The following is a 23,025-nucleotide window of genomic DNA, read 5'->3' on the forward strand; positions in this document are numbered from 1 at the left end:
CCTCGGGCATGTGCATGGCGCGATGCCTCCGGGCTGAGGCTCCCTGAAACCGCATCACCTTAGTGACGCGGCACCGCGCTGCGCATGCGCCGTTGGCCGATGTGCCTGTAGGAAATTGCCGATCGCACGCCGACGCATGCCTCGGCGCTACAGTCCGCCCATGCGCGAACACCTTTCCACCACCACCGGTCCCCAACGTCTTCTCTACGGGGCCGCGGCGGCCGTCGCGGTGGCGCTCGTGCCCTGGCCGATGGGCCTCACGGCGCGCGCGCTGGCCGGCTGGTGCGCGGGCGTGGCGGTGTACCAGGTGCTCAGCTGGTGGCTGGCCGAGACCTTCGATGCCCAGCGCACGCGCGAGCGCGCGCAGCAGCTGGACCAGCCCAACGTCGTGATCCTGGTGTCGATGCTGGTGGCGGTGGGCGTGAGCGTGGTCGCCATCGCGATGCTGCTGCAGCAGGTGCGCCAGCTCAGCGGCTGGGCGCGCGGCGCGCACGTGGCGCTGGGGCTGGTGGCGTTGGCGGGTTCGTGGTTGATGATGCACACGATCTACGCCTTCCACTACGCGCACCGCTACTACATCGACCGCAAGGACAGCGCCTCCGACGGTGGGCTCGACTTTCCGGGCAAGGAGGCGCCCGACTACTTCGACTTCATGTACTACGCCTACGTGATCGGCATGACCTCGCAGGTGTCGGACGTGCAGGCCACTTCGCACGAGATGCGGCGCATCACGCTGGTCCACAGCGTGCTCGCCTTCGCCTTCAACATGCTCGTGCTGGCCCTGTCCGTGAACGTGGTGGCCGGCGTGGTCTGAAGAAAACTCAGCCCGCGGCCTTGCGCAGCGACGGCAGCTTGACGATGCCGGTCGACAACGCCACGCCGCACACGATCACGAAAGCGCAGATCAGCATCCACTGCGTGATCTGCTCGCCGAGGAACACGGCGCCGTAGAACAGCGCGAACACCGGCACGAGGAAGGTCACGGTGAGCGCACGCGCCGGGCCGGCGCGCTCGATGAGGCGGAAGAACAGGATGTAGGCCACGCCCGTGCAGGCGATGCCCAGCGCCAGCAGCGCCAGCCATGCGCGCAGGCTGGGCATCTGCGCGGGCCAGAGCCAGATCGCGGGCAGCGCGAGGAACAGGCTGGCGCCGATCTGGCTGCCGGTGGCCGTGGTCAGCGCGGGCACGCCGGACAGGTGGCGCCGCGTGGCGCTGGCCGAGATGCCGTAGCAGAGGCACGCCGCCAGGCAGGCCAGCACGGCCCACAGCGCGGCGTGGTTGCTGGCGCCGGCATGCAGGCCGGCGCTGCGGCTGGCGAGCATCGCGACGCCCGCGAAACCGATCACCAGGCCGACGAGCCGCGAGCCGTTCGGCCGCTCGCGGAACCAGGCCCAGGCCACCAGCGCGCCGAACATCGGCGTGGTGGCGTTGAGCACCGCCGCCAGGCCGGTGTTGATGGTCAGCAGCGCAAAGCAGAACAGCGCGAAGGGCATGCCCGAGTTGAAGATGCCGACCGTGAGGCTGGCCTTCCAGTGCTTCGCGATGGACGGCCCCTGGCCGCGCAGCAGCGCGATCGGCAGCAGGAACAGCGCCGCGATGACCACGCGCACGGCGGCCGTGGGCAGCGCGCCGAACTCCGCCGCGCCGATGCGCATGAACAGGAAGGAGGCGCCCCACAGCGCGCCCAGCAGCACGAGGTCGACGAGCCACGCCTTCGGTGCGAGCGCGGCGGGGGCGGGCGAAGGCGAGGGAGCGACGGTGGTGTTGTTGTTCGTTGTGGTCATGCGTCTCTTTGAGGAATGGCGCGTTACGCCATCGGCGGTGTTTTCTTCTGTCTTACTTGCCGGTCTCGAGTTCGAGCAAGGCCGTCTTGCGCTCGAGCCCGCCAGCGTAACCGGTCAGCGAGCCGTCTGCACCCAGCACGCGGTGGCAGGGCACGATCACGCTGATCGGGTTGCGCCCGACCGCCGCGCCGACCGCGCGCACCGCGGCCGGATTGCCCACGCGCTGGCTCAGCGCGCCGTAGGTCGTGGTCTCGCCGGCCGGGATGGCCAGCAGCGCCTGCCACACGCCCTGCTGGAAGGCGGTGCCGTGCGACAGGTCGAGCTGCATGTCGAAATGGTTGCGGCGGCCCGCGAAGTAGTCGCGCAGCTGCGCGGCGGCCTCGACCAATGCGGGGTGGTCATCCTTCGTCTGCCAGCCCGTGGTGTCGGGCCAGTGGCGCTGGTGGTCGAACCAGACGCCGGCCAGGCCCTGGTCGGTGGCGGCCATCGTGACGCCGCCCAGTGGCGTGTCGATGTGCGAGGTGTAGATGACGGTGCGCTTGAATTTCATGGTCTTTCAGGCACGGGGCCTGCCGTTGCGAGGTCGGAAGAAGTGGCGGTCGGCGCTACGGCCGATGCCGGTTCGGAGGGCGCGGGCGGCGTGTGCCAGGCCCGCAGCACCGCGTAGCTGCGCCAGGGGCGCCAGGCCTGCGAGGCCTCGCCCGCGGCGCGCGCGGTGGTCACGCCCAGCGCCTTCTGCAGCGCCACGTCGCCGGCGGGAAAGGCGTCGGGCCAGCGCAGCGCGCGCATCGCGATGTACTGCGCGGTCCAGGCGCCGATGCCGGGCAGTTCCTGCAGCGCCGCGAGGGTGGAGGGCACGTCGGCGCCCGCATGCAGCGCCAGCCGGCCCGAGGCCACTTCGCGCGCGATGGCCTGCAGCGCGGCCTGCCGCTGGCGCACGATGCCCAGCTGCCCGAGCGCATCGCCGCTGGCCGCTACCAGCGCGGCGGGCGTGGGGAAGAGGCGGGTCAGGCCGTCGATGGGCGTGTCGATCGGGTCGCCGAAGGCCTCGACCAGCCGCGAGCCCAGCGTGCGCGCCGCCGCCACGGTGATCTGCTGGCCCAGCACCGCGCGCACCGCGAGCTCGAAGCCGTCGACCGTGCCCGGCACGCGCAGCCCGTCGCCGTGCGGAAAGGCGGCATGCAGCGCTGCGTTGATGGCCATCGGCTCCGCGTCGAGGTCGAACAGCGCGCGTGCGCGGCTGATGACGATGGGCAGCACCGCGGCCAGCGAATCGCTCACGGCCAGCAGCACCTGCTCGCGTTCGAGGTCGAAGCGCAGCTGCAGCCAGCCGGCATGCGCCTGCCCGCCTTGTTGGACGCGCAGGGTGCGCGCCAGCCGCACATAAGTCGGCGTGCTGCCTTTGGCGGGCTCCTTGCCGTCGGCGGTGTGCACGGTCTCGACGCCGCGCAGCGCGCGCCGTGCGAAGAAGCCGAGCATGGCGTTCGCGTCGTAGGGCGGGCGAAAGCCCAGCCGCACCTCGATGGCCTTGCCTTCACCGCCTTCGGCGCCGCCCGCGCGGCGCAGTGCGCTCGGGTTGAGCCCGTAGTGCTCCACGAAGGCCGCATTGAAGCGCCGCACGCTCGCGAAGCCACTGGCCAGCGCCACCTGCGTCATCGGCAGGCGCGTGTCGGCGATGAGCTGCTTGGCGGCCAGCAGGCGGCGCGTCTGCAGGTACTGCAGCGGCGACACGCCGAACTGCGCCTCGAAGATGCGCCGCAGGTGGCGGTCGCTCACGCCCAGGCGCGCCGCGATCTGCGCCGCGCCGGGGCCTTCTTCGGACCAGGCGTCGGGCTCGTCGATGAGCCGCGCCGCCTGCAGCGCCAGGATGCGCGAGGCATCTTCGGTCGACCAGCTGGCCGCGCGCGGCGCCAGTTCGGGCCGGCAGCGCAGGCAGGGGCGAAAGCCTGCGGCCTCGGCCTGGGCCGCGTGGCGGAAGAAACGGCAGTTCTCGCGCCGCGGCAGCTTCACGCGGCACACCGGCCGGCAGTAGATGCCGGTGGAGGTCACGGCCGTGAAGAACGAGCCGTCGAAGCGCGCGTCGTGCGTCTTCATCGCCAGGTAGCAGGCGTCGCTCTCGAGCACTTCGGAGGGGGCGTGGGCGGTAGACATGGGGAAATGATACGGTTTCGACTCGTTTCAACTGGCCGTTTTCGGACATCGATGTCTACAACGCGTTGCCTACAATGCCCGACTCCGAACCAACAGTGACCCCGCCCTTCATGCAGCTCAGCGCATCGATCTTCAAGGCCTATGACATCCGCGGCGTCGTGCCCCTCAGTCTCGATGTCGACGTGGCCGAGGCGCTGGGCCGTGCCTTCGGCAGCGCGGCCCGCGCAGCCGGCGAGACCGCGGTGGCCGTGGGCCGCGACGGGCGCCTGTCGGGCCCGGCGCTGGTGGACGCGCTGATCGACGGACTGGTCGCCACCGGCGTCGAGGTGATCGACATCGGCGCGGTCACGACCCCGATGCTGTATTTCGCGGCTCACACGCTGTGCGCCAGCGGCATCCAGGTCACGGGCAGCCACAACCCGAAGGACTACAACGGCTTCAAGATGGTGCTGGCCGGCCGCGCGATCTACGGCGACGAGATCCAGGGCCTGCGCAAGACCATGGAAGACGGCAGCGCCACGCTGGCGCCCGGCGGCAGCGTGCGCAAGGTCGACGTCACCGAGGCCTACGTGCAGCGCATCGTGGGCGACATCAAGCTGGCACGCCCCATGAAGATCGTGGTCGACTCGGGCAACGGCATCGCGGGCGCGACCGCGCCGGCCATCTTCCGCGCCATCGGTTGCGACGTGGTCGAGCTGTTCAGCGAGGTCGACGGCAACTTCCCCAACCACCACCCCGATCCGAGCAAGCCCGACAACCTCCGGGACCTGATGGCCGAACTGGCCAAGGGCCAGGCCGAGCTGGGCCTGGCTTTCGACGGGGACGGCGACCGTTTGGGCATCGTCACGAAGGACGGCCAGAACATCTTCCCCGACCGCCAGATGCAGCTCTTTGCGCAGGACGTGCTCTCGCGCGTGCCCGGCGGCACCATCGTCTACGACGTGAAGTGCTCGCAGCGCCTGGCGCCGGCCATCGAGGCCGCGGGCGGCACGCCGATGATCTACAAGACCGGCCACTCGCTCATCAAGGCGAAGATGAAGGAAATCGATTCGCCGCTGGGCGGCGAGATGAGCGGCCACATCTTCTTCAAGGAGCGCTGGTACGGCTTCGATGACGGCACGTACGCCGGCTGCCGCCTGCTCGAGATCCTGAGCAAGCACCCGGACGCGAACGCCGTGCTGAATGCGCTGCCCACCAGCTTCTCGACCCCCGAACTGAACGTCGCCTGCGCCGAAGGCGAGCCGCACGCGCTGGTCGCCCAGCTCGTGCAGAACGCGCGCTTCGACGCGCCCGCCCAGGTCTCGACCATCGACGGCCTGCGCGTGGACTGGCCCGATGGATTCGGGCTGATCCGCGCTTCCAATACCACCCCCGTGCTGGTGCTGCGCTTCGAAGGCCAGACCGAGGCGGCGCTCCAACGCATCGAGACCGAGATGCTTGCGGTGCTGCGAACGGTCAAGCCCGACGCCACGCTGGCCGCTGCTGCCCACTGAAGAACCTGTGCGTTCCCTGCTGCTTCGCCTCTACGGCGTCTTCACCACCGCCGTCCAACCGCTGGTCCGCCGCAAGCTGCGCCGCCGCGCCGTCGCCGAGCCCGGCTATGCCGTGGCCGTCGAGGAGCGCTTCGGCCACTACGACGAGGCCACCACCGGCTTTGCCCAGTGCTGGGTGCACGCCGTCTCGCTGGGCGAGACGCGCGCCGCCGCCATCCTGATCGCCGAGCTGCGGCGCCAGTACCCGGGCATTCCGATCCTGCTCACGCACGGCACTGCCACGGGCCGCGAAGAGGGCGCCAAGCTGCTCGAGCCCGGCGACACGCAGGTCTGGCAGCCGTGGGACACGCCGGGCGCCGTCGCCCGCTTTCTCGACCGCTTCCAGCCGCGCATCGGCGTGCTGATGGAAACCGAGGTCTGGCCCGAGATGGCCGCGGCTTGCGCCGAGCGCCGCATTCCGCTGGTGCTGGCCAATGCGCGGCTCAACGAGAAATCGCGCGCCGCGGCCGAACGGCTCAGCGGGCTGGCGCGGCCGGCGTACTCGGCGCTCGCCGCCGTCTGGGCGCAGACCGAAGCCGACGCGCACCGGCTGGTGTCGCTGGGCGCCAAGGTGGCCGGGATCTACGGCAACCTCAAGTTCGACGCCACGCCCGACGCGCGGCAACTGGCCACGGCCGTGTCGCTGCGTGAACACCTGCCGCGCCCGATGGTCGTGCTGGCCAGCTCGCGCGACGGGGAAGAACGCCTGCTGCTCGAGGTGCTCAAGCGCTTCGGCGCCACCTCGCCGGTGCCGCCCGAGCAGGGCGCGATCCGCTCGATCGCCAAGCGCGTGCACGACGTGCAATGGATGATCGTGCCGCGCCATCCGCAGCGTTTCGACGAAGTGGCGGCGCTCATCGAGGCCGAGGGCTTCGCGGTGGCGCGCCGCAGCGCGGCCGGCCAGCCGGCCGAGGCCGAGATCTGGCTCGGCGATTCGCTGGGCGAAATGGCGCTGTACTACGGCCTGGCCGACGTGGCCTTGCTCGGCGGCAGCTTCGAGCCGCTGGGCGGGCAGAACCTCATCGAGCCGGCGGCCTGCGGCTGCCCGGTGGTCATGGGCCCCTCGACCTTCAACTTCGCCGAGGCGGCGCAGCTGTCGCTGGCGGCGGGCGCGTCGCTGCGCGTCGAGGGCATGGAGCAGGCCGTGACGGCCGCGCTCAAGCTGGTCGAGAACCCCGAGCGCCGCGCCGCGATGGCGCAGGCCGCGTTGGCGTTTTCGTCGTCGAACCGCGGTGCAGCCGAACGGACGGCGGCGGCGGTGCTGGCGATTGCGCAGGCGGCCGAGCCGGTGGGAGCAGAAGCTGCCGCCGTGTCGTTGAACAGTAGTGAGCCGTCGCGTGCAGAACCGACCCTAGATTGAATCGCAGACCGTCGGAAAGGTGTATCGACACCTGTCTCGGGCCTCCGTGAGGCCTCCGTTTCTCGCGATGCCAAATCGGGACTGCTTCTGCATCACGTTTGCGGCAATAGCTTCAATTCAAGCTAGTACGTTAGCATCCCCCGTAGGGAGCGGCCAATAACTGGCCAACGCACTTGGATGGAAGCCGACGATCTTTACTCATTCTTGTCTGACCCCGAGCTGATCGAATTGATCGAGCAGGCCAAAGTGTCGGATGACATCCTCGATGTTGTCACCCTGACTGAAAACCAGCATTCGGACATGCTGGCATGGTGTTTGACGCCAGATGAAGGGCATGGTCAGGGCGACTCTGTCATCAAGGACTTCTTGGAGGCTGCCTACCACGCATCGGATGGGGCCATTTACGACAACAAGAAGTTCTTTCGTAAGTGGACGCCCGGACGCATCCGCGTCTCGAGCTTCGGTTCAGCCTTCGTCACGCGTGAGTTTGCGATCAAGGTGAGCGACCCGGACCACGGCGACAAGCGCGCCGGTCGACTCGATCTGTTTCTAGTCGATCCTCTGAACAAACTGCTAATCGCAATCGAAAACAAGGTCGGCTCGCAACTGACGGAAGCGCAGCTTGCGCGCTATCAGAAGGCAGTGAATACAGAGATCGGCGGGCGGCCGATCTTCAGTGACTACGAGTTTGCCTATATCGTGTTAGACCGAGAGTTAAGCTGGTACGCGGATGATGACCTTGAGGCACTTGGCAAGCGTTGGGTGCTACTCGACTATTCGTGGCTGGAGGCGTCGGCTCGACGAGCGAGGCTGCAGGTTGCGCGCAACAACCAGGCTGCGCAATTGCTGGTGGCCTATTGCCAGAAGCAGACCGACTGGGAAAGTCCGGCGGAAGCACGTCTTTCTGAGTTGGCTGGAGATATGGCCGGCAAGCATCCGCAGGTGATTGCGGCACTACGCGAACTGCGCGATCAGACTGTGCCGAAATGGACGCCAAAGACACTGGAAGGCCTGAGTGGCGAATTGACTCTTTTCCGAGCACAGCACCTTCGCTTGTGCACGCTCCTGACGCGCAGTTTGGGCATCGCTTCGCTGCAGCGCAAGATTCGTAAGTCTCTCTCGCTTACCCCCGAGGATATGGACAATGGACGCACTTGGTTGCAGTTCGCCACACCTGATATCGCCGAATTGACTGTCGACGACAGCCCCTGGTGGGCATTGTCAATCAACATCTATCGGCAACCCAAGAGTGACGATGACAAACCGCGCTATACGTTGCGCGCAGTCTGGCGTCGGGCGTCCTTCGACGACGCCCATGGCGATGAAGCTGACCTGCGTCGCCACTTCGAAAAGCAATTGCCTGGCCTCACGCGATTCGACACGGCGATAGTACGGCGAATGGTGATCGCGCGCGACCTCGACGAGAGTGCTGCGCTGAAGAGGGCGGTGGCGCTGGCATCGCAGTTGTCAACGTCGCTGTCGACTTTGCACTGAACACCGGGGCATCGGGATTGGGGTACCCCTGTTCCAGCCTAGCCCCAGATAGTTCACGGGCGGTTGTTAGCGCCCGGTTGGGTTGATGACCGGCGGCGGCGGCGGTGCCGACGGCATCGTCGGCGCGGGCGGGTTGAACGGCTGCACCGGCACCGGCGGCACCACCGGAATGGCCGGCGGCGTCACGGGCACCACGGGCGCACCCGTCGTCGCGGCAGGCACCGCAGGCGTGCTGCCGTTGCGTGCCAGCGTCGCGTTGATCGCGTTCATGTCGTCGGTCGTCAGCGTGCCGTTGGCCTGGCGCAGCTTCAGGTTGCCCAGCAGCACGTTGTAGCGCGCCTGCGCGAGGTCGCGCTTGGTCTGGAACAGCTGGCTCTGCGAGTTGAGCACGTCGATGTTGATGCGCACGCCCACCTGGTAGCCCAGCTTGTTGGCGTCGAGCGCGCTCTGGCTGGAGGATTCGGCCGCTTCGAGCGCCTTCACCTGCCCCGCACCCGACACCAGCCCGAGGTAGGCCGCGCGCGTGGCCTGCGCCACGCTGCGGCGCGTGCCCTCGAGCACGCTGCGCGATTGGTCTTCGAGGGCCAACGTTTCCTTGATGCGGTTCTCGGTGGCAAAGCCCGCGAACAGCGGCAGGTTGAAGGTGACGCCGACCGTGGCGGCATTGACGCGCGTGCCCACCGTGCTGGTGCTGGTGCCGGTCGGGTTGCGCGTGACGTTGTAGCCCAGGTTGGCGTCCAGCGTGGGCTTGTGGCCGGCCTGCGCCTTCTGCACTTCGAGCCCGGCCACGTCCAGGCCCAGGCGCGCCTGGCGGATCGCCGGATGCACCTCGTCGGCCTGCGCCACCCAGGCGTTGATGTCGGCGGGCTGCGCGGTCGGCAGCACGACCGGCGCGGCCAGCGGCACGGGCACGCTGCCCGGGCGGCCGACCAGCTGGTCGAGCACCACCTTCTTGACCTGCAGGTCGTTCTCGGCGGCGATTTCCTGGGCAATCACGAGGTCGTAGCGGGCCTGGGCCTCGCGCGAGTCGGTGATGGTGGAGGTGCCGACCTCGAAATTGCGCTTGGCCGATGCCAGCTGCTCGGCCACGGCGACCTTCTGCGCGCGCACCAGGGCCAGGCTGTCCTGGCTGGCGAGCACGTCGAAGTAGGCCTGGCTCACGCGCACGATGAGGTCTTGTTCGGCGATGGTGAGCACCGCTTGCGCCACTTCGGCCTGGCGCTTGCCCTGCTCGTAGGTGGCCCAGTTGGCGGGGCGGTACAGCGGCTGCGTGGCATTGATGCCGACGTTCTGCGTGGTGAAGTCGCGCGAGGCGCTGCTGCCGCGGCCGGTGCCGGTCAGGGTGTCGATGTCCAGGTTGCTGCGGTTCACGCCCGCGGTGAGCCCGACGGCCGGCAGGATGCCGGCCTTGGCCTGCGCGGCGCGCGCCAGGTTGGCCTCGTACTGGGCCCGCGCGCCCTGGTAGGTGGCGTCGAAGCCGCGCGCGGAATCGTAGAGTTCGTTCAGTGTCTGGCCCTGGGCCGGCAGTGCGAGCAGGCTCGCAATGGCGCTTGCGAGGGCTGCGGAAAGAGGCAGAAGCCGGGGCCTGGGAGGCATTGAACGTCCTTGGGAGGGAAAGAATCAGTAGCGCGGCACGCTCGGGTCGTGCTGCGCGGACCAGGCGTCGATGCCCCCCGCCACGTTGGCGAGCGAGTCAAAGCCGTTCTGGTGCAGAAAAGCGGCCACGCGCTGGCTGCGGGCGCCGTGGTGGCACAGGCAGGCGATGCGCGGCGCGGGCTGTCCGTCGCCGGCGGCGAGTTCGGCCAGCCGGCCGGGGATCTCGTTCATCGGGATCGCGACCAGCGTGAAGCCCTGCGGCGCGACGCTCGCCGTCTGCAGCTCCCAGGGCTCGCGCACGTCGAGCAGCACGGGGGCGGCATCGGCGTCCTGTGCGAACCAGGCGGCCAGGTCGGCGGGGCGGACTTGATCGATCATTCGGTGGGCCGCTCGATCAGAACGCGAAGCGCGAGGGCTCGGGGAAGTTCAGCAGGCGCGGTGCCACGGTGTCCCAGGGCTGGATCGTCTCCCACTTGCTTTCGCTGGTGCGGGTCACGAAATGGGCGCGCATCATGGGCTCGTCGCCGACGATGGCCGACAGGCGGCCGCCGACCTTGAGCGAACCGAGCAGGTTCTGCGGAATGCGCGCGACCGAGCCGCTGAGCACGATCACATCGAAGCTCGGGCCGCTGGCCAGGGGCACGGCGCCGTCGGCGTGGCGCACTTCGACGTTCGTCACGCCGTTGCTGCGCAGCGTCTCGGCGGCGCGGGCGGCCAGCACGGGGTTGATCTCGAGCGACAGCACCTGGGCCGCGCGGGCGCCGAGCAGGGCGGCCATGAAGCCGGAGCCGGTGCCGATCTCGAGCACCGATTCGTGCTTCTGGATGTGCAGGTCCTGCAGGGTGCGGGCCTCGACCTTGGGCGACAGCATGAATTCGCCGGGCACCGAGCCGTCGAGCAGCGGCAGTTCCATGTCGAAGAAGGACAGCGTGCGGTGCGCGTCGGGCACGTAGTCTTCGCGGTGAATCTCGGCCAGCAGCTCGAGGATGTCCGACTCCAGCACGTCCCAGGGACGGATCTGCTGTTCGATCATGTTGAAGCGCAAGCGCTCGAGGGTGGGCGTGGGGTTCATGGCGTGGCTTTCCTTGAAGGCTCTGGACGGGACAAACCTTCAATTTTAGGTCGCGTCGATGACGCCACCGCGCCAGTCGGCCATCCGATGGCCGTCATGCGGGGCTCCCGGGGCGCACGCACAGGCCGTGGAGCACGGTTTCGCACTGGGTGGCGATGAATTTTTCGGGGTCGAGCGTGCTCACGCCGTCGACGCAGACCATGGCCGAATGCTTCCAGAGCATGAGGAACACCATGGGGGCGACCACCGAATAGATGGCGTGGTCGATGTCCATTTGCACGAACTCGCCGCGGTCGATGCCGCGCTGCAGGATGCGCCGCAGCAGCTCGTGGCCCGGGCGCACCACCTGCTCGCGGTAGAACTCCGCCAGCTCGGGAAAGTTGCCGCCTTCGCTCATCATCAGCTTGGTCAGGCCCGAGGCTTTGGTCAGGCCGACGCGCTCCCACCAGACGTTCATGCAATAGCGCAGCATCTCGGCCGTCGTGCCCTCGAAGGCCTCGAACTCGGCGTTCCACTCTGTGAAACGGCCGCCGAGGTTTTCGATCACCACGGCCTTGAACAGCTCTTCCTTGCTCGGAAAGTAAAGAAAGAGGGTGCCCTTGGACACGCCGGCGCGGGCCGCCACTTCTTCCGAGCGGGTGGCGGCAAAGCCCTTCTCGACGAACAGGTCGAGCGCCGCCGCCAGCAGCTCGCCCGGACGCGCCTCCTTGCGCCGCTCGCGCTTGGACGGCAGCGGGCAGAACTTGTCGACGAGGGAACGGGGGGAGGCCATGGTGTTAATGACTGACGGGTTAGTAATGTAGTGACCGGCATCCGGCCCGTCAAGCCGCGACAATACCGGTCCCCGCTTTTTCCAACCCACCCGGAGCCGCGCCATGTCTTCCTCACCGTCGCCCACCGAAACCATCGTGCTCGGCGGAGGCTGCTTCTGGTGCACCGAGGCGGTGTTCGACCGGGTGCAGGGCGTGCTGGACGTCGAATCGGGTTACAGCAACGGCCAGACCCTGAACCCGAGCTACGAGCAGATCTGCACCGGCCGCACCGGCCATGCCGAGGTCGTGAAGCTCGAATTCGACCCGGCGCAGATCAGCCTGCGCGAGCTGCTCGAGATCTTCTTCGTGGTGCACGACCCCACCACGCTCAACCGCCAGGGCAACGACGTCGGCACCCAGTACCGCAGCGGCATCTACACCACGAGCGACGCCCAGAAAGAAGTGGCCGAGTCCGTCATCCGCGAGATCGAGGCCAGCAAGACCTACAGCTCGCCCGTGGTGACCGAAGTGGCACCGCTGGCCAACTACTCGACGGCCGAGGCCTACCACCAGGACTACTTCCTGAACCACCCGAACCAGGGCTACTGCGCGTTCGTGGTTGGCCCGAAGGTCGAGAAGTTCCAGAAGACCTTCGCTTCGCGCGTCAAGGCCTGAGCCTCTTCTTTCACGCCCCGTGTCCGCCACCCTGCGCCAGACCCCGACCCGCACGACGCGCGCCACCCGCGCGCTCGTCGTCGCGCTGGCGTTCGCGCTCTGGTTCGCGGGCACGATGGGGCTCATGCACCGTTCGCTGCACGTGCCGGGCCTGCCCGCCGCTGCTGCGGCGGCGAAGGCACAGGTCGCGCACCGGCACGACAGCGGCCACACGCTGGCCAGCCTGTTCGGCGTGCACGACGACGCCGACTGCCGCCTGTACGACCAGCTCGCGCACGGCACGGGCGTGCCCGGCGTGCCGCTGGTGGTGCTGCCGATGCTGCTGCCGGCAGCCACGTTTGCTTATCTGCAGGGCGAAGCCATCGCCCGCTGGGTCGCGCTCTTCGACGCGCGCGGCCCGCCGTCCACTCGCTGAATCCCCCGTGTTCCGGTTGCCGCACCCCTTCGGGCGGGTGAGGGCGGCCGGTCGTTCCCCGATTCAACGAGTGTTCCTTCTTCATGACCCCCCAATTCCGTCGCAACGCCATCGGCGCTGCCGTTCTTTCGCTCGCCTCGGTGGCGAGCCTGGCCCAGACCGCCGACACCGCCGCGGCCCAGGCCGCTGACACCGCCAGCCTGCGCGAGGTCACCGTCACCGGCAACCCGCTGGGCGCGAGCGACCTGATCGCGCCGACCACCTCGCTGTCGGGCGACCAGCTGCTGCTGCGCTCCGAATCGACGCTGGGCGAAACGCTGAACAACCTGCCCGGCGTGAGCAGCAGCTACTTCGGCCCCAACGCCAGCCGCCCCAGCATCCGCGGCCAGGACGGCGACCGCATCCGCATCCTGCAGAACGGCGGCGGCGCGCCCGACGCCTCGGCGCTGAGCTACGACCACGCGGTGCCCGTCGATGCGCTGGTGACCGAGCGCATCGAGGTGCTGCGCGGCCCCTCGGCGCTGCAGTACGGCGGCAGCGCCGTGGGCGGCGTGGTCAATGTGATCGACAACCGCATCCCCACAGAGCCCATCAACGGCTTCGGCGGCCGTGCCGAGCTGGGCTACGCCAGCGGCAACAAGGAAAAGAGCGGCGGCGTGCTGCTCGAAGGCGGCAACGACCGCTTCGCCTTGCACGTCGACGCCTTCAACCGCGATTCGAAGGACGTGGCGGTGCCGGTCGACCTCGAATGCAGCAAGCCCGGGCGCCTGTCGCTCGCGCGCCGCATCTGCAACTCGCAGAACGAGGCGCACGGCGGCGCGGTCGGCGGCACGCTGTTCTTCGGCCAGGGCTGGATCGGCGCCTCGGCCAGCACCTACCGCAGCAACTACGGCACCGTGGCCGAGGACGAGGTGACCATCGGCATGAAGTCCGACCGCTACGCGCTGGAAGGCGAGTGGCGCCCGGGCGGCTTCATCCGCAGCATCCACGCGAAGGTGAGCCGCACCGACTACCGCCACACCGAGTTCGAGGGCCGCGAGGCCGGCACCACCTTCTCGAACCTGAGCAACGACCTGCGCATCGAGGCGCGGCACGAAAAGATCGGCAACCTCGAAGGCCTGGTCGGCTTCAGCCGCGAGACCAACCGCTTCGCCGCCGACGGCTCGGAGGCCTTCGCGCCGCACAGCCGCACGCGCTCCAACGCGCTGTTCCTGCACGAAGAGCTCGGCACCTCGTGGGGTCGCCTGAGCTTCGGCGCGCGCACCGAGAAGGTCACGGTGCGCTCGCTGGGCTACCCCGACGACCTGTCGGTGACGCGCTTCGCCATCGGCGAGCGCAGCTTCAATCCGCACAGCGCGGCGTTCGGCGCGCTGGTCAACCTCACGCCCCAGTGGCAGCTGACCTCGAACCTGGCCTACACCGAGCGCGCACCGAAGGACTACGAGCTGCTCGCCAATGGCCCGCACGTGGCCACGGCGGCGTGGGAGGTGGGCGACCCGAACCTGGGCAAGGAAAAGTCCACCGGCTTCGACCTGGGCGCGCAGTGGAAGTCGGGCCCGAACACGGCCCGCGTGAACGCGTACGTCACGCGCTTTCGCAACTACATCGGCCTGACCGCGTCGGGCCGCACGCTCGACGAGGAAGGGCAGGTCGTCACCGACCCCGAAGCCACCGACACGCTGGCCGAGTACCGCTACGGCGGCATGCGCGCGCGCTTCACCGGCATCGAGGCCAACGGCAACCTGCGGCTGCTGGGCGCCGACGGCTTCGCGCGCATGGCCGACGCGGGCACGCTCGACCTCGAATGGCGCGGCGACATCGTGCGCGCGAAAAACCTCGACACTGGCGAGCCGCTGCCGCGCATCGCGCCGCTGCGCCTGGGCGCCACGCTGGCCTACGGCAACGGGCCGTGGACCGCGCGCGTCGGCTTCGACTACAACGCGGCGCAGCGCCGGGTGCCGAGCGTGGGCGCGCGCGAGACGGACGCGTACACGCTGTGGAACGCGTCCATCAGCTACCGCATGAAGGTGCAGCGCGCCAACCTCACCTGGTACGCGCGCATGGACAACATCGGGAACACGCTGGCCTACACGCCGACCTCGATCCTGACGACCACGGTGTTCCCGAAGGCGCCGCTGCCGGGGCGTTCGCTGAAGGTGGGCCTGCGCGTCACGTTCTGACGTTCCGACCTCTTGAGCGACGGGCGCGCGCTATCCTCGCCGGGTGAATTCGTTCGTCATTTCTTCCTTGCTGCCCGTCGTTCTCCTCATTGCCGCCGGCTATCTCGCCGGACGGCGCCGGTGGATCGGCGGCAATGCGGTGAAAGACCTGTCGAACCTCATCTTCCTGCTGCTCGCGCCCGCGCTGCTGTTCCGCGCCATGAGCACGGTGCACGTGCAGCAGCTGAGCCTGAAGCCCGTGGCGGCGTACTTCATCGCCTCGGGCCTGCTGTTCGCGGCCACGCTCGCGTGGCGCGGCTTCAACCGCACGGGCGCGGTGCTCGCGCTGGCCAACACCTACAGCAACACCGTGATGATCGGCATCGCGCTGATCGGCCTGGCCTACGGCGAGCCCGGCATGGTGGTGCTGCTCACGTTGATCTCGCTGCATTCGCTCGTGCTCATGACCAGCGCCACCGTGGTGCTCGAGCTGGCCGTGGCGCGCGAGCACGCGGCGGTGAGCGGCGCCGACCGGCGCTCCATGGCGCGCACCGTGGGGCGCGCGCTGCGCAACGCCATCATCCATCCGGTGCCGCTACCCATCATCGCGGGCCTGCTGTTCGCGCAGACGGGGCTCGTGATGCCCGAGGTGATCGACAAGCCGATCCAGCTGCTGGGCCAGGCCTTCGGGCCGGTCGCGCTGGTGATGGTGGGCATCACGCTCGCGCTCACGCCCATCGGGCGCCACTGGCGCGGCGCGCTGGTGCAGGCGCTGGTGAAGAACCTCGTGCACCCGCTGCTGGTGGCGCTCATCGGCTGGCTGCTGGGCGTGCGCGGCATCCCGCTCACCGTGATGGTGGTGGCGGCGGCGCTGCCCATCGGCGCCAACGTGTTCCTGTTCTCGCAGCGCTACCGCAGTGCCGAAGACATGGTCACGGCCAGCGTCGCCGTGTCGACCGTGCTGGCGCTGGGCACGCTCACCCTGGTGATGACCTGGGTGCAGTGGTTGCCCTGACGGCCCCCATTTCTTCCGCGCCTTTCGCGAACTTTTGCCCGACTGGGCGACAGCGCTAGCCCTATGCCGTTTGGCAGGGGTGGCCGTTTGGTGGGCTGGCGAGCGGCGTTCGCGCCCCTACATTTGCCGGCTGATGACGATCTACCCGGCGCGTGTTTCGCCCCTTGCCCTTGCAGTGACGGCGGTGGTCGCGACGGTGATCGCGCTGCACGGCGCGCGCGCGCATGCGGCGGGCGAGGCCAAGCCATGCCGCACGCCGTGCCTGGCCGTTCCGGTGCCGGCCGAGGCGCCGCAGGCCAAGGAGGTGGAGCCCAAGCCCGCCGTCGTGCGGCCGGCGCCGAAGCCACGCCCGCAGATCACCGCCACCGCAGCGCCGGCCCCGGCGCCCGAGGTGCATCGCGAACCGGCCGAGCGGCGCCCTGCGCCATCGAAACGCTGCAGCGAGATCAACATGCGCGCCGCCGTGGGCGAGCCGCTGTCGGACCAGGACATGACCATTTTGAGGAGCCAGTGCTGATGACCACGACCCACACGAACACAGCGAACACCGCCGCGCCCCGCACCCTGTGGCGCGTGCTGGCGCTGTGCACCGCCGCGCTGCTGGCCGTCGCCTGCGCGCACCGCCCCGCGCCCAGCAGCGCCATGCCCTTCGACCAGGCCGTCACCCAGGCGGTCGACGACCTCATGGTGCAGACCCAGAAACTGCCGGCCTTCCTGGCCAAGGTGGAGTCGACGCTGACGCAGCGGCGCATCGTGATCGACCCGCTGCTCGAAGGCGCCAGCGGCCAGCAGACCGAGGTGACGCGCGTGGCCGAGCAGCGCATCGTGCAGCGCATGCAGGCGCAGTTCAAGCAGTTCACCGTGACGCCGTTCAACGCCAACGAGATCGGCAACGCGCAGTACGTGCTCAACGGCACGCTGGTGCGCGACAAGGACGCCTCGGGCGCGCCGTACCGGCTGAACCTCGCCATGACCGAGATCAAGAGCGGCATGGTGATCGCGCAGTCGGTGGCGCGCATCAGCGATGCCTCGCTCGACACGCGGCCCACCGCCTTCTTCCGCGACAGCCCCGTGAACGGCAAGGACCGCGGCGTGGAAGGCTACATCCGCACCGCCGAGACGCCGGCCGGGCAGGCCGCCGACGCGCTCTACCTGGAGCGCCTGCCGACCGCCACGGTGCTGCAGGAGGCCACCGCCGCCTACGAGGCCGGCCGCATGAGCGAGGCCCTGAGCCGCTACGAGGCCGCGTCGAAACGCGCCGACGGCCAGCAGCTGCGCATCTACAGCGGGCTGTACCTCACGCAGTCGCAGCTGGGCCGCACGGCCGATGCCGAGCGCACCTTCGGCACGCTGGCGCGGCTGGGGCTCGAGAGCAACAACCTGAGCGTCAAGTTCCTGTTCAAGCCGGGCTCGACCGACTTCCTGGCCGACCCGAAGATCAGCGCGGCCTACCCGATGTGGCTGCGCCAGATCGCGCGGCAGGCGGCGCAGATCGAGTCGTGCGTGGTGGTCACGGGCCACACGAGCCGCACGGGCTCGGAGGCGGTCAACGAGCGGCTGTCGCTGCAGCGCGCCACCAGCGTCAAGGCGCGGCTGGTGGGCGAGGCGCCGCCGCTGTCGAAGAAGCTGCGCGAAGCCGGCATGGGCTTTCGCGAGAACATCGTCGGCACGGGCGCCGACGATGCGAGCGACGCGCTGGACCGGCGCGTCGAATTCAAGGTTGCTGGTTGCGAGGCCTGAGCCAGGCTCAGGGCGCGAGCCGTTCGCGCACCCAATCGGCACCTTCGAGCCGGTAGCGCAGCCGGTCGTGCAGCCGGCTCTTGCGGCCCTGCCAGAACTCCCAGCGGTCGGGCACCAGACGGAAGCCGCCCCAGTGCGGCGGGCGCGGCGGCGAGAGCAGGTGCTTGGCGGCGTACACGGCGGCGTTCTTCACCAGCACGTCGCGTCCGCTGATCACTTCGCTCTGCGGGCTGGCCCAGGCGCCGATGCGTGAATCGAGCGGGCGGCTGGCGTAGTAGGCGTCGCTCTCCTCGGCGCTGACGCGTTCCACGCGGCCCTCGATGCGCACCACGCGCTCCAGCTCGACCCAGTGGAACTGCAGCGAGGCATACGGGTTGCCCGACAGCTCGCGGCCCTTGCGGCTGTCGTAGTTGGTGTACCAGACGATGCCGCGCGCGTCGTAGCCCTTGATCAGCACGATGCGGCTGGACGGCCGCAGGTCGCTGCCCACGGTGCTCAGCGTCATCGCGTTGGGCTCGGGGATGTGCGCGTCGACGGCCTCGGTGAGCCAGCGCTCGAACTGCTGGATCGGGTCGGCGGCGCTGCGGGTCTCGTCGAGCTCGGCGCGCTCGTAGCTCTTGCGCAGCGCGGCCAGCGCGTCCTTGGAAAGAGGAGAAGAAGTCATGCCGGGATTGTTGCGCACATACTCGGCCCATGACGACGACAGAGGCGAACTCCCCGACCGTGATCGTGCTGGCCTCGGGCCGTGGCGAGCGTTTCATCGCGGCCGGCGGCACGGGTTCCAAGCTGAAGGCGCTGCTCGCGGGCCGGCCGGTGCTCGAGCGCACGCTCGACGCGGTGCGCGCGAGCGGCCTGCCGTGGCACCTGGAAGACGCGGGGCACCCCGGCATGGGCGATTCGATTGCCGCCGCGGTGCGCGCCACGCCCCACGCGGCGGGCTGGCTGATCCTGCCGGGCGACCTGCCGCTGGTGCAGGCCGCGACGCTGCGGGCGGTGGCCGCCGCGCTCGGCGGGCGGGTGAATGCCGTGCAGCCGGAGTACCGGGGCGAGCGCGGGCATCCGGTGGGCTTTGCGGCGGGCTGCTGGGCGCAGCTGGCGGCGCTGGAGGGGAACCTGGGCGCATCGTCCGTCCTGCGGGCGATGCGTGCGATCGATTCGGTCGTCGACCTGGCCGTGGACGATGCCGGCGTCGTGACCGACATCGACACGCCCGAGGCCCTGGCGCGGGCCGAGGCGCTCTGGCAGGCGCGCGCGGGCGCCTGACCGCTCACACTTTTTGCTTAGTTCTGGGCAACGACCGCGCAGAGCACGCGCGGGCCGGAGTTGCCGGCGGGCTGCGTCGTGAAGTCGTCGCGGTCGCGGTGCACCACGAGCGCGCGGCCGCGCACGTTGTTGGCGGCGCCGTCGGTCAGCGAGATCGCGTGGTTCTCGACGCTGAAGCGCGCCACGCCGCTGGCGTCGGCCACCAGGCTGGGCAGTTCGCCGGCGTGGCTGCCGGGCGCGGAGAACTTGCCGTGCGTGCCGCCGGCCGGGTTGAAGTGGCCGCCCGAGGCGTTGCCGTTGTTGCCGCAGTCGCCCTTTTCATGGATGTGGAAACCGTGCTCGCTGCCCGGCGCCAGGCCGCGCACCTCGCCGGACACGCGCACGCCGTGGTCGAGTGCGGTGAGCGTCACCGAGCCGCGCGCGGGGTTGGGCGTGACGGCGGCGGTCGGCGTCAGCTCGACTGTGGTGCTCGGCTTGCCGCCCATGCTGCCGCAGGCGGCGAGCACGGCAGTGGCGAGGAGGGCGGTGCCAGTGGCGAGGAGACGGCGATGGATCATTGGTTTTCCTTGTTGATGAACGGGGTGGAGGGTTGAGAGGACGCGGTGTCCGAAGACCCCGCAACGTATACCGGAGCCGGGGCTGTCCCGCAATCGGCCGGTGTCTGAAATGGCGGCTCGGCGGCCAGCGCCACCAGCCGGGCCAGCGCCGCGTCGTGGATCGCGTGGCGCTGCAGCTCGAGCAGGGTCTGGCGCGCGTAGTCGAGCGAGCTGCCGTAGCGGCCCACGGCATTCGCGAAGATGTGGCGGTAGCGCTCGTCGCTGAGCTCGCCCGTGAAGTTCGGGCTGCGCCGCGACAGCGTGAAGGCCAGCGCGCGCACCGGCCCTTCGGCGGTGCCGCATTGCAGCCACTTGGGGTCGTACACGCCGGTCGGCATCTCGCGCAGCCAGAGGCGCTTCAGCGTCTCCAGGCCCTCGGCCTTCGGCACGCGGAACACCACGCCCCGGCAGCTGCCGCCCGAGAGCAGGCCGAACACCAGGCCCGGCGTCTGCACGCTGCCGCGGTTGACGCGGCTCCACATCTTGAGCGCGCGGTGCCAGCCGTGCACCGAGGCCGCGCGCCGCTCCGCAAAGCCGAACTCGGGCCGCCAGATCAGCGAGCCGTAGCCGAACAGCCAGAGATCGTCGCGTCCGCCCCAGTCGGCGATCGCGCGTTCCAGCATCGGCTGCGGGTCGCGCAGCGGACGGGGCATGGGGTCCAGCCCCGGCGGACCGGGGTCCGGCGCGACGGCTGACACGGGGGTGTCGGGGGTGGCGCCTACAATTTCGTGATCATGGTTCACCGCACCATTATTTACCGACCCCTTTCCTACGGAGATCGCGCTTCCATGAACAACGACGACAGCCAGCAGAATTTCGCCCTCGGCTTCCTGGTGGCATTGATCGCGCTCGTGATCATGTTCGTGATCGGCGTCGCCTTCTGGCACAAGGGCCTGGGCGCGACGGCCGCGCAGGCCAAGCCCGCTGTCGCGGTTTCGGCTTCAGCGGCGCCGGGCGGCGCGGTGCAGGTGACCGAAGTCACCGAGACCGTCACCGTGGTGATCCCCGATGGCGCGAGCATCCGCGTGGTCGGCGGCGTGGTGAACTTCTACTTCGCGACCGGCAGCGCCGACCTCGCACCGGGCGCCGCCGAGGCGCTGGCCCTGGTCATCAAGGGCGTCGAGGGCGTCGAGGGCGGCCGCAAGGCGGTGGTCTCGGGCTTCCACGACGCCACCGGCGATGCCGCCGTGAACGAGGAACTGGCCAAGAAGCGCGCCCAGATGGTGCGCGAGGTGCTGGCAGGCCTGGGCGTGCCGGCCGAGAAGATCGACCTGCAGAAGCCCGCCGTCACCGCCGGCTCGGGCAACAACGCCGAGGCGCGCCGCGTCGAGGTCCGGCTGGTCGACTGAGCGATCCGGCCTTTTGCATCCCCCAAGGAAAAACCCGGCATGGCCGGGTTTTTTTGTGCCTGCACGCGACCGGGTGCATGCCTGAGTAATTTCGTATCGTTCTGCGGCCGGATTTCATCGGGGCGTCGCGCTCGAATTGGTACGATGGGCCTCCAGGCCCACAGTCGCGCCGGCGACACGCAGCAAGAGCCAACTTCCCCATGAGCAGCACACACCCCACCGTCCGCGACGTCACCGATCGCATCCGCGCGCGCAGCCGCGACACGCGCAGCACCTACCTCACGCGCCTGGCCGAGATCCGCGCCCGCGACCGCGGCTCTGACCGCATGGGCTGCGCCAACGTGGCGCACGCCGTGGCCGGCATCCCGGCCAACGACAAGTTCAAGGTGGTGGCCGAGCGCGCGCCCAACCTGGGCATCGTCACCGCCTACAACGACATGCTCTCGGCCCACGCGCCGTACCAGGGCTACCCGGACATCATCAAGCACGAGGCCCGCCGCCACGGCGCCACCGCGCAGGTCGCGGGCGGCGTGCCCGCCATGTGCGACGGCGTCACGCAGGGCACGCCCGGCATGGAGCTGAGCCTGTTCAGCCGCGACCTGATCGCCATGAGCACTGCGGTGGCGCTCACGCACGACATGTTCGACGGCGCGCTGATGCTCGGCGTGTGCGACAAGATCGTGCCGGGCCTCCTGATCGGCGCGCTGCACTTCGGCCACCTGCCCACCGTCTTCGTGCCCGCCGGGCCGATGCCCTCGGGCCTGTCGAACACCGCCAAGTCGAAGGTGCGCGAGCAGGCGGCGCAGGGCCTCGTGGGCCGCCAGGGCCTGCTCGAGGCCGAGATGGCCGCCTATCACACGGTCGGCACCTGCACCTTCTACGGCACCGCCAACAGCAACCAGATGCTGCTGGAGGCCATGGGCCTGCACGTGCCCGGCACGGCCTTCATCCAGCCCGGCGACGCCATGCGCGAAACGCTCACGCGCGAAGCGGTGCGCTCGGTGCTCGGCAAGGCCAGCGACACCGCCTTCAACTGCCCGCCCATCGGCGAGATGGTCGACGAGCGCTGCATCGTCAACGCCATGGTCGCGCTGCTGGCCACGGGCGGCTCCACCAACCACCTGATCCACTGGGTGGCCGTGGCGCGCGCCGCGGGCATCCTCATCGACTGGGACGACTTCTCCCAGCTGTCCGACGTGGTGCCGCTGCTCACGCGCGTGTACCCCAACGGCAGCGCCGACGTGAACGAGTTCCAGGCCTGCGGCGGCCCGGGCTTCGTGATCGGCGAGCTGGTCGAGGCTGGCCTGATGCACGCCGACGTGCTCACGGTGCGCTCCGGCGGCATCCGCGAATTCGCCAACATCCCGTCGCTGGCCGGTGAGAACACGCTGCAATGGACGCCCGCTGCACCGCTGCAGAAAGAAGCCGTCACGCGCCCGGTGGCCAGCCCCTTCAGCGCCACCGGCGGCCTCAAGCTGCTCAGCGGCAACCTGGGACGCAGCGTGATCAAGGTGTCGTCGGTGCCCGACGACCGCCACGTCATCGAAGCGCCCGCGCGCGTGTTCGACTCGCAGGCCGCGCTGCAAAAAGCGTTCACGGCCGGCGAGCTGGAGCGCGACGTGGTCTGCGTGGTGCGCTGGCAGGGCCCGCAGGCCAACGGCATGCCCGAGCTGCACAAGCTCACGCCGCCGCTGTCGGTGCTGCAGGGCAAGGGCTTCCGCGTGGCGCTGGTCACCGACGGCCGCATGAGCGGTGCCTCGGGCAAGATCCCCGCGGCCATCCACGTGTCGCCCGAAGCCGCTGCCGGCGGCCCGCTGGCCAAGGTGCGCGACGGCGACCTGATCCGCCTCGACGCCGTAGCGGGTACGCTCGCCGTGTTGCTGCCCGAAGACGAATGGGCCGCGCGCGAGACCGCGACGCTGTCCGACGCGCAACGCATCGCGGACGGGCACGGGCTGGGCCGCGAACTGTTCGCCGGCATGCGCCGCAACGCCCTGACCGCCGAAGAGGGCGCCTGCACCTGGATGTGACGGGGCCCTACGCGGGCCGCAAGAAATTTATGGAGCCATGAG

Annotated in this window: 23 protein-coding genes; 13 read left to right on the top strand and 10 right to left on the bottom strand. The window is 69.5% G+C overall.

Annotated features, from left to right (window positions below; all coding sequences use genetic code 11):
* Positions 1 to 160: 160 nt before the first annotated feature.
* Positions 161 to 814: a DUF1345 domain-containing protein gene (locus AC1RGU_RS12625; protein WP_070062606.1), complete on the top strand. Its 654-nt coding sequence runs from the start codon at positions 161 to 163 to the stop codon at positions 812 to 814.
* A 7-nt stretch (positions 815 to 821) separates the two neighbouring features.
* On the opposite strand, the gene AC1RGU_RS12630 is transcribed toward AC1RGU_RS12625, so the two are convergent.
* Genes AC1RGU_RS12630 through AC1RGU_RS12640 form a run of 3 tightly spaced genes read right to left on the bottom strand, consistent with a single transcriptional unit; the run spans position 822 to position 3,935 of the window.
* Positions 822 to 1,784 (bottom strand): DMT family transporter, encoded by a 963-nt coding sequence (locus tag AC1RGU_RS12630; protein WP_159270831.1) that lies wholly within the window; start codon positions 1,782 to 1,784, stop codon positions 822 to 824.
* A gap of 52 nt (positions 1,785 to 1,836) precedes the next feature.
* Entirely contained in the window at positions 1,837 to 2,334 is a 498-nt protein-coding gene (locus tag AC1RGU_RS12635) for a methylated-DNA--[protein]-cysteine S-methyltransferase (protein ID WP_307696046.1), read from the bottom strand.
* On the bottom strand, positions 2,331 to 3,935 hold the full coding sequence (locus AC1RGU_RS12640) for a DNA-3-methyladenine glycosylase 2 family protein (RefSeq protein ID WP_492699272.1): 1,605 nt from the start codon (positions 3,933 to 3,935) through the stop codon (positions 2,331 to 2,333). The genes AC1RGU_RS12635 and AC1RGU_RS12640 overlap by 4 nt, the downstream gene beginning before the upstream one ends.
* A 110-nt stretch (positions 3,936 to 4,045) precedes the next feature.
* Between AC1RGU_RS12640 and AC1RGU_RS12645 the strand changes: the two genes are divergently transcribed.
* The 3 genes from AC1RGU_RS12645 to AC1RGU_RS12655 all read left to right on the top strand — a co-directional run bounded on the left by AC1RGU_RS12645 (position 4,046) and on the right by AC1RGU_RS12655 (position 8,321).
* Positions 4,046 to 5,428, top strand: a complete 1,383-nt coding sequence (locus AC1RGU_RS12645) for a phosphomannomutase/phosphoglucomutase (RefSeq protein ID WP_492699274.1) — start codon at positions 4,046 to 4,048, stop codon at positions 5,426 to 5,428.
* Positions 5,429 to 5,435: 7 nt separating this feature from the next.
* On the top strand, positions 5,436 to 6,827 hold the full coding sequence (locus AC1RGU_RS12650) for a 3-deoxy-D-manno-octulosonic acid transferase (protein ID WP_492699276.1): 1,392 nt from the start codon (positions 5,436 to 5,438) through the stop codon (positions 6,825 to 6,827).
* A 177-nt stretch (positions 6,828 to 7,004) separates the two neighbouring features.
* Positions 7,005 to 8,321, top strand: coding sequence for a PDDEXK-like family protein (locus AC1RGU_RS12655; RefSeq protein WP_492699278.1), 1,317 nt, complete (start codon positions 7,005 to 7,007; stop codon positions 8,319 to 8,321).
* 66 nt (positions 8,322 to 8,387) lie between these two features.
* Here AC1RGU_RS12655 and AC1RGU_RS12660 read toward each other — a convergent pair whose 3' ends face one another.
* From AC1RGU_RS12660 to AC1RGU_RS12675, 4 genes are all read right to left on the bottom strand, one after another.
* A complete protein-coding gene (locus AC1RGU_RS12660; RefSeq protein ID WP_492699280.1) occupies positions 8,388 to 9,917 on the bottom strand; it encodes a TolC family outer membrane protein in 1,530 nt (509 codons plus the stop codon).
* 24 nt (positions 9,918 to 9,941) lie between these two features.
* On the bottom strand, positions 9,942 to 10,295 hold the full coding sequence (locus AC1RGU_RS12665; RefSeq protein ID WP_070062458.1) for a rhodanese-like domain-containing protein: 354 nt from the start codon (positions 10,293 to 10,295) through the stop codon (positions 9,942 to 9,944).
* A gap of 16 nt (positions 10,296 to 10,311) precedes the next feature.
* Positions 10,312 to 10,989, bottom strand: coding sequence for a protein-L-isoaspartate O-methyltransferase family protein (locus AC1RGU_RS12670; protein WP_062469799.1), 678 nt, complete (start codon positions 10,987 to 10,989; stop codon positions 10,312 to 10,314).
* A gap of 94 nt (positions 10,990 to 11,083) precedes the next feature.
* Entirely contained in the window at positions 11,084 to 11,761 is a 678-nt protein-coding gene (locus AC1RGU_RS12675; protein WP_487848212.1) for a TetR/AcrR family transcriptional regulator, read from the bottom strand.
* A gap of 103 nt (positions 11,762 to 11,864) precedes the next feature.
* Between AC1RGU_RS12675 and msrA the strand changes: the two genes are divergently transcribed.
* The 6 genes from msrA (at position 11,865) to AC1RGU_RS12705 (ending at position 17,745) form a co-directional block, all read left to right on the top strand.
* The gene (msrA, locus tag AC1RGU_RS12680) at positions 11,865 to 12,416 is read left to right on the top strand and encodes a peptide-methionine (S)-S-oxide reductase MsrA (RefSeq protein ID WP_492699282.1); all 552 of its coding nucleotides are present in this window, start codon (positions 11,865 to 11,867) and stop codon (positions 12,414 to 12,416) included.
* Positions 12,417 to 12,435: 19 nt separating this feature from the next.
* A complete protein-coding gene (locus AC1RGU_RS12685) occupies positions 12,436 to 12,831 on the top strand; it encodes a hypothetical protein (protein WP_492699284.1) in 396 nt (131 codons plus the stop codon).
* 83 nt (positions 12,832 to 12,914) lie between these two features.
* Positions 12,915 to 15,011, top strand: coding sequence for a TonB-dependent receptor (locus AC1RGU_RS12690; RefSeq protein ID WP_492699286.1), 2,097 nt, complete (start codon positions 12,915 to 12,917; stop codon positions 15,009 to 15,011).
* Positions 15,012 to 15,054: 43 nt separating this feature from the next.
* Positions 15,055 to 16,005, top strand: a complete 951-nt coding sequence (locus AC1RGU_RS12695) for an AEC family transporter (protein WP_492699288.1) — start codon at positions 15,055 to 15,057, stop codon at positions 16,003 to 16,005.
* A 133-nt stretch (positions 16,006 to 16,138) separates the two neighbouring features.
* Positions 16,139 to 16,522 carry a hypothetical protein gene (locus AC1RGU_RS12700; protein ID WP_492699290.1) on the top strand — a complete coding sequence of 128 codons (384 nt, stop codon included), beginning with the start codon at positions 16,139 to 16,141 and terminating at the stop codon, positions 16,520 to 16,522.
* Entirely contained in the window at positions 16,522 to 17,745 is a 1,224-nt protein-coding gene (locus AC1RGU_RS12705; RefSeq protein WP_492699292.1) for an OmpA family protein, read from the top strand. Before AC1RGU_RS12700 ends, AC1RGU_RS12705 begins: the two co-directional genes overlap by 1 nt.
* Before the next feature lie 7 nt (positions 17,746 to 17,752).
* On the opposite strand, the gene pdxH is transcribed toward AC1RGU_RS12705, so the two are convergent.
* The gene (gene pdxH, locus AC1RGU_RS12710) at positions 17,753 to 18,409 is read right to left on the bottom strand and encodes a pyridoxamine 5'-phosphate oxidase (RefSeq protein ID WP_062480157.1); all 657 of its coding nucleotides are present in this window, start codon (positions 18,407 to 18,409) and stop codon (positions 17,753 to 17,755) included.
* A gap of 29 nt (positions 18,410 to 18,438) precedes the next feature.
* Between pdxH and AC1RGU_RS12715 the strand changes: the two genes are divergently transcribed.
* The gene (locus tag AC1RGU_RS12715) at positions 18,439 to 19,008 is read left to right on the top strand and encodes a nucleotidyltransferase family protein (RefSeq protein WP_492699294.1); all 570 of its coding nucleotides are present in this window, start codon (positions 18,439 to 18,441) and stop codon (positions 19,006 to 19,008) included.
* 17 nt (positions 19,009 to 19,025) lie between these two features.
* On the opposite strand, the gene AC1RGU_RS12720 is transcribed toward AC1RGU_RS12715, so the two are convergent.
* The gene (locus tag AC1RGU_RS12720) at positions 19,026 to 19,565 is read right to left on the bottom strand and encodes a superoxide dismutase family protein (protein ID WP_095949020.1); all 540 of its coding nucleotides are present in this window, start codon (positions 19,563 to 19,565) and stop codon (positions 19,026 to 19,028) included.
* Entirely contained in the window at positions 19,562 to 20,257 is a 696-nt protein-coding gene (locus AC1RGU_RS12725) for a gamma-glutamylcyclotransferase (protein WP_062480152.1), read from the bottom strand. The genes AC1RGU_RS12720 and AC1RGU_RS12725 overlap by 4 nt, the downstream gene beginning before the upstream one ends.
* A gap of 135 nt (positions 20,258 to 20,392) precedes the next feature.
* On the opposite strand from AC1RGU_RS12725, the gene AC1RGU_RS12730 reads away from it, so the two are divergent.
* Positions 20,393 to 20,953: an OmpA family protein gene (locus AC1RGU_RS12730; protein WP_492699296.1), complete on the top strand. Its 561-nt coding sequence runs from the start codon at positions 20,393 to 20,395 to the stop codon at positions 20,951 to 20,953.
* A 200-nt stretch (positions 20,954 to 21,153) separates the two neighbouring features.
* Positions 21,154 to 22,983, top strand: coding sequence for a phosphogluconate dehydratase (edd, locus tag AC1RGU_RS12735; protein ID WP_492699298.1), 1,830 nt, complete (start codon positions 21,154 to 21,156; stop codon positions 22,981 to 22,983).
* The last annotated feature ends 42 nt before the right edge of the window (positions 22,984 to 23,025 follow it).

Source organism: Variovorax sp. GW823-FHT02B07 (genome assembly GCF_058797695.1).

Coding starts and splice junctions, on each gene's coding strand:
- AC1RGU_RS12625 (WP_070062606.1), top strand. CDS start 161: ATGCGCGAACACCTTTCCACCACCACCGGTCCCCAACGTCTTCTCTAC.
- AC1RGU_RS12630 (WP_159270831.1), bottom strand. CDS start 1,784: ATGACCACAACGAACAACAACACCACCGTCGCTCCCTCGCCTTCGCCC.
- AC1RGU_RS12635 (WP_307696046.1), bottom strand. CDS start 2,334: ATGAAATTCAAGCGCACCGTCATCTACACCTCGCACATCGACACGCCA.
- AC1RGU_RS12640 (WP_492699272.1), bottom strand. CDS start 3,935: ATGTCTACCGCCCACGCCCCCTCCGAAGTGCTCGAGAGCGACGCCTGC.
- AC1RGU_RS12645 (WP_492699274.1), top strand. CDS start 4,046: ATGCAGCTCAGCGCATCGATCTTCAAGGCCTATGACATCCGCGGCGTC.
- AC1RGU_RS12655 (WP_492699278.1), top strand. CDS start 7,005: ATGGAAGCCGACGATCTTTACTCATTCTTGTCTGACCCCGAGCTGATC.
- AC1RGU_RS12660 (WP_492699280.1), bottom strand. CDS start 9,917: ATGCCTCCCAGGCCCCGGCTTCTGCCTCTTTCCGCAGCCCTCGCAAGC.
- AC1RGU_RS12665 (WP_070062458.1), bottom strand. CDS start 10,295: ATGATCGATCAAGTCCGCCCCGCCGACCTGGCCGCCTGGTTCGCACAG.
- AC1RGU_RS12670 (WP_062469799.1), bottom strand. CDS start 10,989: ATGAACCCCACGCCCACCCTCGAGCGCTTGCGCTTCAACATGATCGAA.
- AC1RGU_RS12675 (WP_487848212.1), bottom strand. CDS start 11,761: ATGGCCTCCCCCCGTTCCCTCGTCGACAAGTTCTGCCCGCTGCCGTCC.
- msrA (WP_492699282.1), top strand. CDS start 11,865: ATGTCTTCCTCACCGTCGCCCACCGAAACCATCGTGCTCGGCGGAGGC.
- AC1RGU_RS12690 (WP_492699286.1), top strand. CDS start 12,915: ATGACCCCCCAATTCCGTCGCAACGCCATCGGCGCTGCCGTTCTTTCG.
- AC1RGU_RS12700 (WP_492699290.1), top strand. CDS start 16,139: ATGACGATCTACCCGGCGCGTGTTTCGCCCCTTGCCCTTGCAGTGACG.
- AC1RGU_RS12705 (WP_492699292.1), top strand. CDS start 16,522: ATGACCACGACCCACACGAACACAGCGAACACCGCCGCGCCCCGCACC.
- pdxH (WP_062480157.1), bottom strand. CDS start 18,409: ATGACTTCTTCTCCTCTTTCCAAGGACGCGCTGGCCGCGCTGCGCAAG.
- AC1RGU_RS12715 (WP_492699294.1), top strand. CDS start 18,439: ATGACGACGACAGAGGCGAACTCCCCGACCGTGATCGTGCTGGCCTCG.
- AC1RGU_RS12720 (WP_095949020.1), bottom strand. CDS start 19,565: ATGATCCATCGCCGTCTCCTCGCCACTGGCACCGCCCTCCTCGCCACT.
- AC1RGU_RS12725 (WP_062480152.1), bottom strand. CDS start 20,257: ATGCCCCGTCCGCTGCGCGACCCGCAGCCGATGCTGGAACGCGCGATC.
- AC1RGU_RS12730 (WP_492699296.1), top strand. CDS start 20,393: ATGAACAACGACGACAGCCAGCAGAATTTCGCCCTCGGCTTCCTGGTG.
- edd (WP_492699298.1), top strand. CDS start 21,154: ATGAGCAGCACACACCCCACCGTCCGCGACGTCACCGATCGCATCCGC.